We start from the raw sequence: 12971 nt of genomic DNA, 5'->3' as shown, positions 1-12971 counted from the left end.
AGAAACCCTATGCGAATGCTGTCCAAGTTCATTGTCGCCGGCGCCGTCACCGCCATCGCCGCCACCGCTGCCCAGGCTGAAGACACGGCCAAGCAGCGCTTCACGCACGAAGGCTATACCTACGTCTATGACGTTCAGGATACTGCCGCGGGCAAGAAGATTTCCGGTCGTCGCTACCCCGGCGCCGTCGCCTTCAACCTGTCGGTCAAGGACGGCAAGGTTTCGGGCGTATCGAATGGCCGTCCGGTCAGCTTCCCCGTCGAGGAAGCCCGCGGCGCCGCTTCCAACTGACACCTGCGTTCAAGCAAGAAAAAGGGACGGCATCCGGTCAGGACGCCGTCCCTTTTTTATACCTGTGTTGCCGGGCCTGGCCCGGCAACATCCAATCAGCGGCAGCGACGCTTGCTGTCGATTTCCTTGCCCAGCAGCGCGCCACCGGCTGCGCCCAGGATCGTTCCCGTCGCGCGATCACCGCGCGTGTCGATCGCCCGGCCCACCAGGGCGCCGCCGACGCCGCCGATGATGAGGCCAGTGGTGCCATCGGACTTTCGGCAATAGGTGCGACCGTCGCGGCCGCGCCATTCCTTGTAGCGATGATGCTTGCGTGCCTGCGCGCCGTCGGTGGGTACAGCCATCGATACGGGAACCGCCAGCGAGACGGCGGCAAGGGCCATAAGAGCTTTACGCATGAGTATCTCCTCCTTTAGCGTGATTTGACGCTTGAACCCCTTTCTATTGATCGAGGTTGCATGAACGTGCGGCAACAGCCCAAGCCTCTGTTTCCACAGCCATAAAATTTGAGGTGAAAGGATGCGAAGCGTCGATGAACAGGATGGAAAGGCGCTGATCGCGGCGCTCGACCTGTCGCCCCATCCCGAAGGCGGTTGGTATAGAGAGACGTGGCGAGCGCCAAGTGAGGCAGGAAAGCGCGCTGCCGGCACCGCGATTCTGTTCCTGCTCGAAGGCCACCAGCGCTCCCATTGGCATCGTGTTGATGCCGACGAACAATGGTTCTGGCATGCCGGTGCGCCGATCGTTTTGTCCATCGCGCCTGCTGACGGTCCCGCGTCCGACACCATATTGGGGGCGGATGTTTTAGAGGGGCAGACGCCGCAGATGCTGGTCCCCGCGCATCATTGGCAATCGGCCACCCCACTGGGCGGATGGACCCTGGTCAGTTGCACTGTCACGCCGGGCTTTGAATTTGCCGGCTTCACCCTCGCGCCGCCCGGTTGGTCGCCCGGCGGCTGAAGCGCGCCTGTTCGCCAGACGCCACATCGGCATTTCGCCGTTGACCGCGATGCCGCCCGTCATTAGGGCACTCGCCATCCAGCCGGCTTAGCACAGCGGTAGTGCAGCGGTTTTGTAAACCGAAGGTCGGGGGTTCGATCCCCTCAGCCGGCACCATTTCCTTCTCAGGCAATGTCACACCACCCCGAAGGTCCATCCTTCGGTGCGTGCTACCTCGCTAGTCAGCGCGGTCGGTGCCCAGAGCGCGGGGTTCGTCGCCGCCTGGCGCATCCAGGCGGCGGTGACGATGGCGTCCGCGCCATGGTCATCGGGCATGGGGCCGTCATGCGGCCTCGATCCAAGCGCCGCCAGCGCATCATTGAGCGCCAGGGCATCGCGCATCTTCGTCCGCCCCTTGGGCCGTCCGGCGGCGCGCGCGGCGATGCTGGTGTAGATTTCGACGATCAGCGATCCGGCGGCGGGGAAGGGGTCGAACGGCCAAACCGGCACCTCCGGCCGCACATGGTGCAGCATCCGCATGCCCGCGAAACTCGCCTTGGCCACCTGCGCCGCGCCAATGGCGTCATAGACGGTGGACGGCTTGCCGCCGCCGCCCGCATTATAGAGCGCCTCGCACACGCGATGATGCAGAAAGGCGGCCTTCAGCCCATCCGCCTTGCCGAAATAGAAATGGCGGCGATGCGCCACTTCCAGCAGGCTCGCCCCCCCCAGATCCATGTCGTCGCAGATCGCATCGACATAGGCCCAGAAGGCCGGCCCGTCATCGGGCACATCGTCTCCGGGCAGATAGCCGCCACGGCGCACGAAAGGTGGGGCGAAGCTGAAATCGAACCCGAACAGCGTGTCCGCGCTCTCGGCTTCCATCATCACCCAGTCCGCCACCTGCCGCCGCGACCATGGGCCTTCCGGACCGCTCACCAAGTGCGGGACCGCGTCGCCCGCCTCGCAAAGCGCGATGGCTATCCCCTTGTGGCGCGCGCCTTTCGCGCCGGACCAGTCAATGGCGGCAAATCGCGCGAACCGGGGCATCACCCCGCGTCTCGCTCCGAACGCAACCTGTCCCAATAGGCCATGCGTTCCGCCACGCGCGCCTCGAAGCCGCGATCGGTGGGCGCGTAGAAAGTCTGCGCCTCCATCTCTTCGGGCCAGTAGTTCGCGCCGGAAAAGCCTTCCGCCGCATCATGGTCATATTGATAATTTTTGCCATAACCCACCTGCTTCATCAGCTTGGTGGGCGCATTGACGATGTTCATCGGCGGCATCAGCGATCCCGTCTCCCGCGCAGATCGGAACGATGCCTTCATCGCCATATAGGCCGCGTTGGATTTTGGCGCGGTCGCGCAATAGAGGCACGCCTGCACGATCGCCAGTTCACCTTCGGGACTGCCCAGAAAATCATAAGCGTCCTTGGCCGCAAGGCACTGCACCACCGCCTGCGGGTCGGCGAGGCCAATGTCCTCCGTCGCAAACCGAACCAGTCGGCGCAGCACGTACAGCGGTTCCTCGCCCGCCGTCAGCATCCGCGCCAGATAATAGAGCGCCGCTTGCGGATCGGACCCGCGCAATGACTTATGCAACGCGGAAATCAGATTATAATGCCCCTCCCGATCCTTGTCATAGACGGCGACCCGACGATGGAGCAGCGCCGACAGCCCGGCGGGGTCGAGCGGCTCTGGAATGTCGATGGCGTACAGCGTTTCGACCTGGTTCAGCAGGAACCGCCCATCGCCATCGGCGCTCGCCAGCAACGCCTCCCGGGCGGCCGGATCGAGCGGCAGGGGCCGGCCCATCAGCCCTTCGGCGCGGTCCAGCAATTGCTCCAGCGCAGCCGCATCCAGCCGGCGCAGGATCAGCACCTGCGCGCGGGACAAGAGCGCCGCATTCAGTTCGAAACTGGGATTTTCCGTCGTCGCGCCGACCAGCGTCACCGTGCCATTTTCGACAAAGGGCAGGAAACTGTCCTGTTGCGCGCGATTGAACCGGTGAATCTCGTCCACGAACAACAGCGTCTTTTGGCCGTGGCGTGCATGCTCCTTGGCCGCCGCAAACACTTTTTTGAGGTCGGCGACGCCTGAGAACACCGCGGAGATCGGCTCGAACCGCATGCCGACCGCATCGGCCAGCAGGCGCGATATCGTCGTCTTGCCCGTGCCCGGCGGCCCCCAGAAGATGATGGAGGATAGTCGCCCCGCCGCCACCATCCGGCCGATCGCGCCATCCGGCCCGGTCAGATGCTCCTGACCCACGACATCGGCCAAATTGCGCGGCCGCAGCTGGTCGGCCAGCGGAGCGGTATCGGATGCGCCAGCGGCATCATCTTGGGAAGCGAAGAGGTCGGCCATCGCTAGCGATATAGGAACGCCCGCGCGGTCAGGGAACAGGGCTGGAGCGAGGAGCCAGTCCCTGGGCGCGCTGGCGAATGACGCGCAAATAGGTGTCGACCAGTGCCTGATTGACCTGATCCCAACCGTTGCGTTCGGCCCGCTGCTGCGCCGCCTTACCCGCCGCTGCGCGCGCCTCGGGGTCCTCGCAATAGGCTTGCAGCGCGTCGGCGAAATCGCTGATCGCGCCGGGCCGGATCAGTCGCCCGGTCACGCCCTGCGTCACCAGGCTTTCGCTGCCCGTGGCGCGAGCGGCGACCGTGGGCAAGCCGCACGCCATCGCCTCCAGCGTCACATTGCCGAAGGTTTCCGTGACCGACGGATTGAACAGCATGTCCATGCTGGCCACCGCGCGGCCCAGGTCCGCGCCCTTCTGAAAGCCGGTGAAGACCGCGCTGGGCAGGCGGTTTTCGAACCATTCGCGCGCCGGGCCTTCGCCCACCACCAGCACCTTGTGCGCGACCTGCCGCTGGGCCAGCTGGTCGACGGTGTCGGAAAAAACGTCCAGCCCCTTTTCCATGACCAGCCGGCCGATAAAGCCGATCACCGGCATGTCGTCGCCGATGCCAAGCGATCGCCGCCAGGCCATGTCACGCCGCCCGGGGCAGAAAATCTCGCGATCAATTCCACGGGTCCAGATGCCCACATCATAGCTCATCCGCTGATCGCGCAGCAGCTGCGCCATGGATTCGGACGGCGCGACGATCGCGTCGCATCGCCGGTAGAACCGCCGTAGCATCGATTCGATCAGCGGCTCCAGAAAGGCGAGGCCATAATAGCGCGGATAGGTTTCGAACCGCGTATGCACCGACGCGACCGTGGGCAGACCTTGGGCGCGCGCCCAGCTGACCGCGCGATGCCCCAGCGGATCGGGGCTGGATACATGGACCAGATTGGGGCGGAACGCTTTGAGGTCGCGGCGCAACGCCCCGGACAGGCGATAGGGGACGCGATATTCCTTCCGCCCCGGCACAGCGAAGGACGGGGCGCTCACCAGGTCGCCGGCCGGCTCGAACGCGGGCGTTTCGACCGTTGGCGAATAGACGCGGACAGCGGCCCCCTGGCGCAGCAGATAGGACACGAACCGGTTGAGCGCCTGGTTCGCGCCATCACGCACATAGTTATAATTGCCGCTGAACAGGGCGACACGAAGGCCGGTAGCATCCATCGCAGCGCCTTAGCCGAACCAAAAAGAAAACCCAAGGGAACCGCGCAAGCCCTTGGGAATTTTGCTTTCGCACGATGATGAACCGGCCGGCGCGGCATGCGCCCGAAATGGAGAGGATGCCCTTATGACCGACAGCTTCCGCAAGGGAAAAAGGGTCAAGTGGAACTGGGGGCAGGGCGTCGGCCGGGGGCGCGTCGAAGAACGGTTTGAGCGCCACGTCGAACGCACCATCGAAGGCTCCAAGATCCGCCGCAATGGCAGCAGGGACAATCCCGCCTATCTGATCAAGGTCGATGATGGCGGCGAAGTGCTCAAGCTGGGATCGGAATTGAGCGCCAGCTAACACGTGGTCGCAGAGGCCGATCCGTCCCGATCGGCCATGGCGTCCCGCCTGCCATCATGGCATCTGGACGCGATGACTGCGGACTTCATGACCATCGACGCGCTGCTCGTCGGCACGCCCGTGCCCTTTCGCGGGGACGCCTACAGCGCAATCGCCAAGCAGCCCGTGACGGGGCCGGTCCGCATCGGCTGGGGCGGGCTGGAAGGGGACGCCGTCGCCGACCGCGTGCATCATGGCGGCTGGGACAAGGCGATCCACCTCTATGCGCAGGATCATTATGCTTGGTGGCGCGCGCGTCTGCCAGGCCACCAGTTGCTCGATGCTCCCGGCGCCTTTGGCGAAAATATCGCGGCGCGGGGCCTCACCGAATCGCAACTCTGCCTGGGCGACAGCTTCACGCTCGGCAGCGCCGTGGTGGAAATCAGCCATGGCCGCCAGCCTTGCTGGAAACTCGACCATCGCTTCAGCGCCCGCGACGTCATGGCGACGGTCGTCAAGACCGGCCGTTGCGGCATCTATTTCCGCGTCATCCAGGAAGGCGAAGCGGAAGCGGGGACCCGCATGACCCTGCTCGAACGACCCTTTCCGCAATGGCCCATCGACCGGCTGTTCCGCCTGCTGATCGGCGGTGGGCACAAGGACGATCCCGCCGGCCTGCGCGCGCTCGTGGATATGCCGGTGCTGGCCGAAACATGGCGCGACCGCGCGCGCAAGCTGGCCCCCACCGGTTAGGCTGTCGGCATCTTACCAAACGCGCCTGATAGTGGCAGCACCATGGCTTCTCTTGTAAGCGGAAGGCCATCATGCAGAAAGACGCCATCAACTCCATCGTCATCCTGACCGGCGCCGGCATCTCGGCCGAAAGCGGCCTTGCGACATTCCGCGGTCCCGATGGTTTGTGGTAGGGGCATCGGGTCGAGGATGAATGTTCACGGCGATAGATCGCCGTCTGAGGTGAGTTGCTGGAACTATACAAATCGATCAAAGGATTAGCGATGCGTAGCAAAGCCCTTTTTCTTTCGATCGCGGCCGTGGCACTGTTATTTGGTTGCCAACCTAAAGAGCCGACGCCTTCGTCATTGCCCGTGCCGCCACCGGAGCAATGTGTTGCGGCCGGTGGTTCAATCGAAGGAGTAGGGTTATTACGAACACCGGCCTGTGTGATCCCCACGCCGGATGCGGGGAAGGTCTGTCGTGATAGTGGGGACTGTCAGGGACGCTGCCTAGTAGAGGACTGGGAGGGAGATCGACCACCTTCTGTTGGGACTGTAACCGCAGGCAAGTGCGAAGCATCGAATTTGACATTCGGCTGCTTTGCTGAAGTTCGCCGAGGCCGTATTTCAAGCGTTTTTCTTTGTGTCGATTGACCAATGGATAGGACTTTGCTCCCCAATTTAAGGCGGTGATATGACGCATAATATACAGAACATCGTCATTCTGACAGGCGCGGGCATATCAGCAGAATCCGGCATTTCGACCTTCAGAACGAAGGGCGCGGTCAGCTACTGGGAAACCGCTGACGAAAGCGGCGTTCCAATTTTGCATCGGGTGGAGGATGTCTGCACCCCCGAGGCGCTGGCGCGGGACGCGGTGCTGGTCCACCGTTTCTATGACGAACGGCGCGCCAGGCTGGCGCAGGTGTCTCCCAACGCCGCGCATCAGGCGCTGGCGCGGCTGGATGCGCGTTGGGCTGGCGATCTCTTGATCGTCACGCAGAATGTCGACGACCTGCATGAGCGGGCGGGGGCGAAGCGGTTGCTCCACATGCATGGAGAATTGAAGTCCGCCCTGTGCGCCGCCTGCGGTGAGGCCGCGCCCTGGTCTGACGCCCTGCCGCCCGCATCGGCCTGCGCCAAGTGCAACGAGCCACGATTGCGTCCCGACATCGTCTTTTTCGGCGAGATGCCCTATCAAATGGATCGGATCTACGACGCGCTCGAAAACGCAGACCTATTCGTGTCGATCGGCACGTCGGGCGCGGTCTATCCCGCCGCCGGCTTCGTGCAGACCGCCCGCGCCGCTGGCGCGCGTGCGATCGAACTCAATCTGGAGCCTTCGGCAGGCAGCGCGCTGTTCGATGAAACCCGACTCGGCCCCGCGACGCGACTGGTGCCCGATCTGGTCGACGCGCTGCTGGCCTGAACGCCCACCGGAAACGGTCGCCTAGCTCGACCGTGCTCAGGCCAGGGGCGGGTGTTCGCTATCTTCCGCGCTGTCGCGATACAGCAGCATCACTGATCCATCCTCGCCATCCACGACCCGGATCGGCAGCGTCAGTTGCAGCGCCGACAGAAATTCCTGGCTATCGGTGGTGCGGAACCGACCGCCGATTCGCAGCGCCGATACGCGGGTATCGCCGATCAGGATGGGCGCCTTGCGATAGCGATTGAACTCGTCCGCCGCCTGCTCCACGGTTTCGCCGTCCAGTTCGACCATCTGCTCGCGCCAGGCGGTGCGCTGCTCGACGATCCTGGATCCCAATCGGGTGAGCGAGATGCTGCGCGGCTGGATCACCGCGCCGCTGCCGGCCGCCACCTTTTGCAAGGGGCTGTCGCCACAATGGACGCTCACCTGGCCATGGGTGACGGTCAGTTCCACCAACGATGGCCGCATCCGAACGTTGAAGGCGGTGCCGACGGCCCGGATAACCGCGGCGCGCGCCTCGACGTCGAAGGGGCGGGCGGGATCATGGCTGATCTCGAACGATGCCTCGCCCTTCATCAGGCGCACCTTGCGGCCATTGCTGGTGAATCGCGCCTCGACCTCGCTGTCGCTGTTGAGGTGGAGAATGGACCCGTCCTCCAGCGCGATGTCGCGCATCTGGCCCACGCCCGTTTCGTATCGTTCCACCCCACTGAATGTGCGCACGGTCACGATCGCGGCGAAGACGAACAATAATATGGCGACACCGGCGGCGACCATGATGTTGCGCGACAGGCGGCGCTGGTCGGCTTCGCTGATGATCTGCTGCATCGGCGGCAGCGTGATGTCGGCGGCTGCGCTTTTCAGCCGTTCCGACGCGTCCCAGGCGGCTTCCGCGCGGGCAAAGGCGACGGCATGACGGGGATCGGCCTCGATCCAGGCGCAGATGGCCGCTTCGTCGTCCGGGCTGGGGTCGCTGTTAAGCCTGGCCAGCAGGCGCGCGGCTTCCGCCTCGATCGCGTTCCTGTCCGCGTAGCTTGAACCTGGTTCCGACGCCTGCACGTTCGAAGTCCGTTTCCTCACGTTCCGCCCAGGCCCGCATAACTATTGCGATTGCTTTGGCCAGATGTTTTTCAACTGTTGAAACGGACAGGGACATTTCGTCCGCTATTTCCAGCATCGATTTTTCGTGGATGCGTCGCAGGATGAAGACGCGCCGGCATTGCGGCGGCAGCGACTCGACGATGGCTTCCACCTGGCGCAGCGCCTCGCGGGCATGGAGCTGCGCCTCGATATTATTCTCGCCGCCCAGCAGTTCCAGGTCGGCAATCGTCTCGAAGCTCACCACCTTGTTGCGGCGGGCGGTGTCGATGACCAGGTTGCGGGCGATCGTGAACAGATAGGCCCGGCCCGTCGTTACATTTTCCCAATTTTCCGTGGCATAGGCGCGGGCCAGAACCTCGGCGACCATGTCTTCCAGTTCATGCGTGGACGGCAATATCCGCCGCAGACGGCCGCGAAGCGCAGCCTCCTGCGGCAAAATGACCGTCTTGAACCATTCCAGTTTGGCGCGAACCCGTTGCACATGGACCCCCTGATCATTGTCAGCCGCGCCTCTCCCGATTTCTTTTATCTGTCATAGTTCAATCATGGATGCAGGGGCCTGTCCACCCGATCGGAAGCCTATTTTTAACGATCGACCCAAAAGTTCCAAATCCGAGTAAATTTATTATTCCGCTGTGGCATATGGCGCACAGTTGATGCGCCGCGGCTCAATCGGGCGGCGGCGGCAGCTCGGTCGGCGCCCGATCGGGCTGGTCATAATCGGGCGCGACGGGCGCGATTTCGTCCGGCTCCGTCATCGGTGTTTCGGCAGGCCGGTCGGGCACGGGCATTTCATCGGGCGACTGCGGTTCGATCCGGTCGGGCGGCGGAACGGCGGCGGGGTTCGGGTCGGGTTGGGTGGCCATGTGACTCTCCTTGTCGATAGCTGTCATCACCGTTACGCATGGCGCGTTCAGCCAGTTCCGCCGTCTGATCCACTATCCCTTGCCACTGCCCCCGCTTTTCTCTATGCCGCGCCGACCGGCGACCGATGCGGGCGTGGCGAAACTGGTAGACGCGCCAGATTTAGGTTCTGGTATCGCAAGATGTGGGGGTTCGAGTCCCTTCGCCCGCACCAGTGCGCCAGGCTTTCGGGCCATCGCAGGCGCCACCGAAATTCAGCTGAAGAAAGCGTTTGAGAGAAGAGATGCAGACTGTCGAGACGTTGAACGAGGGCCTGAAGCGCGCCTACACCGTGACCATCACGTCGAAGGATATCGACGCTCGCGTTGACAAGGAAGTGAAGGCGATCGCGCCGCAGGTGCGGATGCCCGGCTTTCGCCCCGGCAAGGTGCCGGCCAACCTGGTCAAGAAGATGCACGGGGAATCGCTGCAGCGCGATGCGCTCAACAACAGCATCCAGGACAGCATCCAGAAGCTGATCGCCGACCAGAAGCTGCGTCCCGCGATGCAGCCTTCGGTCGAGCTGGACGAGAATTTCGAATTCGGCAAGGACGCGCAGGTCAAGGTCGAACTGGAAGTGCTGCCCGAAATTACGGCGCCCAGCATCGAGGGGTTGAAGCTGGAGCGGCTGACCGTGGACGTCGCCGATGACAAGGTCGCGGAAGCCGCCGCCCGTATCGCCAGCCAGCAGGGCGCTCTGGAAGAGCACGCGGACGACCATGCAGCAGCCGAAGGCGACACGCTGGTCATCGATTTCGTCGGCAAGGTCGACGGCGAAGCCTTTGAAGGCGGCAGCGCGGAAGATATCCGCCTGAAGCTGGGTTCGGGCCAGTTCATCCCGGGCTTTGAAGAGCAGCTGACCGGCGTCAAAAAGGGTGAGGAAAAGACGATCGACGTCACCTTCCCCGAAGATTATGGCGCTGAACATCTTGCCGGCAAGGCCGCGACCTTCGACGTGACGGTCAAGTCGGTGCTGAACGGCGACAAGCCCAAGGTGGACGAGGAATTCGCCAAGTCGCTCGGCCTGGAAAGCCTCGACAAGCTCAATGAATTGCTTAAGGGGCAGATCGAGCAGGAGCATAACGGCCTCACCCGCACGCATATGAAGCGCAAGCTGCTCGATCAGCTGGCCGCCAATCATGATTTCGACGTGCCGCCCAGTATGGTGGAAGCCGAATTCAACCAGATCTGGCAGCAGCTTCAGCATGAAGCCAGCCATGAGGAAGACACCGAAGCGGCGCTCAAGGAAATGGAAGCCGAAAAGGACGATTATCGCGCCATCGCCGTGCGCCGCGTCCGCCTTGGCCTTTTGCTTTCGGAAATCGGCCAGGCCAATGGCGTGACCGTGTCGGATCAGGAAATGAACCGCCTTATCATGCAGGCCGCGCAGCAGTACGGCCCGCAGGATCGCGAGCGCTTCGTCCAATATGTCCGCCAGGACCCGATGGCCGCCGCGCAGCTGCGCGCGCCGCTCTATGAGGACAAGGTCGTCGACTTCCTGTTCGAAAAGGCGGACATTACGGATCGCGCCGTGACCCGTGAAGAACTGGAAGCTGCGATCGAGGCGGAGGATGGCGACATCAAGCCGCATGTCCATGGCCCCGACTGCGGTCACGACCATGACCACGACGAAAAGCCTAAGGCGAAGAAGGCGGCGCCCAAGAAGAAGGCCGCCGAGCCCGCCAAGGCTGACGAAGACGCAGCGCCCGCCGCCGAAGAAGCGCCTGCCAAGAAGCCGGCCGCCAAAAAGGCTGCGGCCAAGAAGGACGAGGCCGTAGAGGCCGACGCCGCGGCGCAGGAAAAGCCGAAGAAGAAGGCTGCTCCCAAGAAAGCCGCTGCCAAGGCTGAATAAGGCTTTCGCATAGCAGCGGATGCTCAAGCGCCTGCGCTTCCTCCATGGAAGCGCGGGCGCTTTTCATTTCGGCACTGGCATGGCAGATGAAATCTTAATCATGATGCGCCATGGCTGTCGCACGCATCATACAGGGCATGATCAGGCGATGAAGGAATTTCCCGCAGTGAACAGCGAAACGGGCGCGGCCGCCCCGCGCGTCGCCGTGCTTCTGCCCTGCTATAATGAGGCTGGCGCCATCGTGCAGACGGTGGAGGATTTCCGCCGCGCCTTGCCGCATGCCGACATCTATGTTTTCGACAATAACAGCAGCGACGGCAGCCGCGAACTGGCGGCCGGGGCAGGGGCCATCGTCCGCCGCGTGGCGCAGCAGGGCAAGGGCCATGTCGTGCGCCGGATGTTCGCGGATGTGGACGCCGACATATATGTCATGGCCGATGGCGACGCGACATATGAGGCGGCCGCCGCGCCACGCATGGTGGCGGCCATGCTGGAGGATAATCTCGACATGGTCGTGGGCAGCCGCCGGGACGAGGTGGAGGCCGCGTATCGCCGCGGCCATCGCTTTGGCAACTGGGCGCTCACCACCCTGCTCAAGCAGCTGTTCGGGCGCAGCTTCACCGACATCTTGTCGGGCTATCGCGTCTTTTCCCGCCGCTTCGTGAAAAGCTTCCCCGTTCTGTCAGCGGGCTTTGAAATCGAAACGGAAATGTCGGTTCATGCGCTGGAACTGGCCATGCCCGTCGCCGAAGTCGTCACCGCCTATGGCGCGCGCCCGGAAGGATCGGTCAGCAAGCTCAGCACCTATCGCGACGGCTTTCGCATCCTGCGCACGATCATCACGCTCTACCGGATAGAACGGCCCATTCTCTTCTTCGGGATCATCGCCGCGCTGCTGGCCGTGCTGGGCCTGGCGCTCGCCGCGCCGCTCATCGTCACCTATATGGAAACCGGCCTTGTCCCGCGCTTTCCGACGGCGATCCTGGTGACGGGCCTCATGATCCTCGCCACCCTGTCCGCCATGTGCGGCCTCATCCTCGATACGGTCGTGCGTGGCCGGCGGGAGGTGCGCCTGCTCTCCTATCTGGGCTTCCGCGCGCCGTCCGACTACGCCCGGCCCTGAACCGTCCTGCGCAGGCGAAAAGCCAGGACGATCAGCACCACGCCGGACAACAAGGCATAGGCGCCGATCGCCCATCCCAGCGACAGGATGCTGACGACCGGATTGAGCGTGAAGAGGATGATGATGCCGATGCCCAGCGCCAGCGTCAAAAGCCCGTTGAGCGCCAGCAGCCATTCGCCCTCGATCTCGTCGCGCAACCGGATCGCCGCGGCGATTTCCAGCATCCCCGCCAATATCGCCCAACCAGCGACGAAAAACAGCGTCAGCATCGCGTAGCTGACCGTCGCCGCCAGCGGCATCACCACGAACAATACGCCCAGCGCGATGCCCAGCAAACCGCGCACCAGCATCGCGATCCAGTGCGCGCCTTCGCCTGCGCGCCGGATCGCGGCGATGGCCGAAAACACGCCGTCGACAAAGGCATAGACCGCAAACACCATGGTGAAGGCGACCAGCGCCGTGAACGGGTAGAGCATCGCCACGATGCCCAGCAGCACGCCGATCACCCCGCGCGCCAGCAACGCCTTCCACCGCGACGAATAGGGCCAGCGCCCGCCGGCCATGGTGGCAAAGGGTGGGGACGGATCGGTCACGCGCTGTTCCTTTGGTTATATGCTGGCCGATCAATAGATGGCGCGATGGTTGGTTCCCCCTTGAACCCGCCGCTTTTTGTGCCGATGTAGGGCTTGGGCAAAAGCAACTTC

General features: G+C 63.5%; 15 protein-coding genes, 2 tRNA genes and 1 pseudogene. 10 read left to right on the top strand and 8 right to left on the bottom strand.

Annotated features, from left to right (window positions below; translation table 11 throughout):
- Nucleotides 1–15 precede the first annotated feature (15 nt).
- Entirely contained in the window at nt 16–291 is a 276-nt protein-coding gene (locus RLDS_RS33195) for a hypothetical protein (protein ID WP_031297472.1), read from the top strand.
- 95 nt (nt 292–386) lie between these two features.
- Here RLDS_RS33195 and RLDS_RS33190 read toward each other — a convergent pair whose 3' ends face one another.
- Nucleotides 387–689, bottom strand: coding sequence for a glycine zipper 2TM domain-containing protein (locus RLDS_RS33190; protein ID WP_031297471.1), 303 nt, complete (start codon nt 687–689; stop codon nt 387–389).
- A gap of 121 nt (nt 690–810) precedes the next feature.
- Here RLDS_RS33190 and RLDS_RS33185 point away from each other — a divergent pair, with 121 nt between their 5' ends.
- Together RLDS_RS33185 and RLDS_RS33180 are read left to right on the top strand one after the other, a co-directional pair.
- Nucleotides 811–1251 (top strand): cupin domain-containing protein, encoded by a 441-nt coding sequence (locus RLDS_RS33185; protein ID WP_021224740.1) that lies wholly within the window; start codon nt 811–813, stop codon nt 1249–1251.
- Nucleotides 1252–1332: 81 nt separating this feature from the next.
- Nucleotides 1333–1407, top strand: a tRNA-Thr gene (locus tag RLDS_RS33180).
- Nucleotides 1408–1425: 18 nt separating this feature from the next.
- On the opposite strand, the gene RLDS_RS33175 is transcribed toward RLDS_RS33180, so the two are convergent.
- The 3 genes from RLDS_RS33175 to RLDS_RS33165 are packed head-to-tail and all read right to left on the bottom strand — an operon-like array spanning nt 1426 to nt 4800.
- Complete coding sequence (locus RLDS_RS33175; RefSeq protein ID WP_031297470.1) at nt 1426–2283, bottom strand: hypothetical protein; 858 nt, start codon at nt 2281–2283, stop codon at nt 1426–1428.
- Nucleotides 2280–3593: a replication-associated recombination protein A gene (locus tag RLDS_RS33170; protein WP_021224738.1), complete on the bottom strand. Its 1314-nt coding sequence runs from the start codon at nt 3591–3593 to the stop codon at nt 2280–2282. Before RLDS_RS33170 ends, RLDS_RS33175 begins: the two co-directional genes overlap by 4 nt.
- A 28-nt stretch (nt 3594–3621) precedes the next feature.
- The gene (locus RLDS_RS33165) at nt 3622–4800 is read right to left on the bottom strand and encodes a glycosyltransferase family 4 protein (RefSeq protein ID WP_021224737.1); all 1179 of its coding nucleotides are present in this window, start codon (nt 4798–4800) and stop codon (nt 3622–3624) included.
- A gap of 124 nt (nt 4801–4924) precedes the next feature.
- Between RLDS_RS33165 and RLDS_RS33160 the strand changes: the two genes are divergently transcribed.
- The 4 genes and pseudogenes from RLDS_RS33160 to RLDS_RS33150 all read left to right on the top strand — a co-directional run bounded on the left by RLDS_RS33160 (nt 4925) and on the right by RLDS_RS33150 (nt 7285).
- Nucleotides 4925–5143, top strand: a complete 219-nt coding sequence (locus RLDS_RS33160; RefSeq protein WP_021224736.1) for a hypervirulence associated TUDOR domain-containing protein — start codon at nt 4925–4927, stop codon at nt 5141–5143.
- Between the two features lie 72 nt (nt 5144–5215).
- Nucleotides 5216–5875 carry an MOSC domain-containing protein gene (locus RLDS_RS33155; RefSeq protein ID WP_031297469.1) on the top strand — a complete coding sequence of 220 codons (660 nt, stop codon included), beginning with the start codon at nt 5216–5218 and terminating at the stop codon, nt 5873–5875.
- Nucleotides 5876–5946: 71 nt separating this feature from the next.
- Nucleotides 5947–6045, top strand: a pseudogene (locus tag RLDS_RS55825) (Sir2 family NAD-dependent protein deacetylase); the annotation flags it as partial.
- Nucleotides 6046–6550: 505 nt separating this feature from the next.
- Nucleotides 6551–7285, top strand: coding sequence for an NAD-dependent deacylase (locus tag RLDS_RS33150; RefSeq protein WP_021224733.1), 735 nt, complete (start codon nt 6551–6553; stop codon nt 7283–7285).
- Nucleotides 7286–7321: 36 nt separating this feature from the next.
- On the opposite strand, the gene RLDS_RS33145 is transcribed toward RLDS_RS33150, so the two are convergent.
- From RLDS_RS33145 to RLDS_RS33135, 3 genes are all read right to left on the bottom strand, one after another.
- The gene (locus tag RLDS_RS33145; RefSeq protein ID WP_021224732.1) at nt 7322–8347 is read right to left on the bottom strand and encodes a FecR family protein; all 1026 of its coding nucleotides are present in this window, start codon (nt 8345–8347) and stop codon (nt 7322–7324) included.
- Nucleotides 8265–8870, bottom strand: a complete 606-nt coding sequence (locus RLDS_RS33140) for an RNA polymerase sigma factor (protein WP_021224731.1) — start codon at nt 8868–8870, stop codon at nt 8265–8267. Before RLDS_RS33140 ends, RLDS_RS33145 begins: the two co-directional genes overlap by 83 nt.
- 187 nt (nt 8871–9057) lie before the next feature.
- Entirely contained in the window at nt 9058–9255 is a 198-nt protein-coding gene (locus tag RLDS_RS33135; RefSeq protein WP_021224730.1) for a hypothetical protein, read from the bottom strand.
- A 127-nt stretch (nt 9256–9382) separates the two neighbouring features.
- Between RLDS_RS33135 and RLDS_RS33130 the strand changes: the two genes are divergently transcribed.
- The 3 genes from RLDS_RS33130 to RLDS_RS33120 all read left to right on the top strand — a co-directional run bounded on the left by RLDS_RS33130 (nt 9383) and on the right by RLDS_RS33120 (nt 12267).
- Nucleotides 9383–9467, top strand: a tRNA-Leu gene (locus RLDS_RS33130).
- 69 nt (nt 9468–9536) lie between these two features.
- Nucleotides 9537–11144: a trigger factor gene (gene tig / locus RLDS_RS33125; RefSeq protein WP_021224729.1), complete on the top strand. Its 1608-nt coding sequence runs from the start codon at nt 9537–9539 to the stop codon at nt 11142–11144.
- A gap of 148 nt (nt 11145–11292) precedes the next feature.
- Nucleotides 11293–12267: a glycosyltransferase family 2 protein gene (locus tag RLDS_RS33120; RefSeq protein WP_031297467.1), complete on the top strand. Its 975-nt coding sequence runs from the start codon at nt 11293–11295 to the stop codon at nt 12265–12267.
- On the opposite strand, the gene RLDS_RS33115 is transcribed toward RLDS_RS33120, so the two are convergent.
- A complete protein-coding gene (locus RLDS_RS33115; protein WP_021224727.1) occupies nt 12252–12860 on the bottom strand; it encodes an HdeD family acid-resistance protein in 609 nt (202 codons plus the stop codon). The two genes, RLDS_RS33120 and RLDS_RS33115, sit on opposite strands and share 16 nt — an antisense overlap.
- Nucleotides 12861–12971 lie beyond the last annotated feature (111 nt).

Origin of the sequence: Sphingobium lactosutens DS20, assembly GCF_000445105.1 — a bacterium.
Lineage (GTDB): Bacteria > Pseudomonadota > Alphaproteobacteria > Sphingomonadales > Sphingomonadaceae > Sphingobium > Sphingobium lactosutens.
The sequence above is the reverse complement of the archived record's forward strand: the minus strand, read 5'-3'. Positions and strand labels throughout refer to the sequence as shown.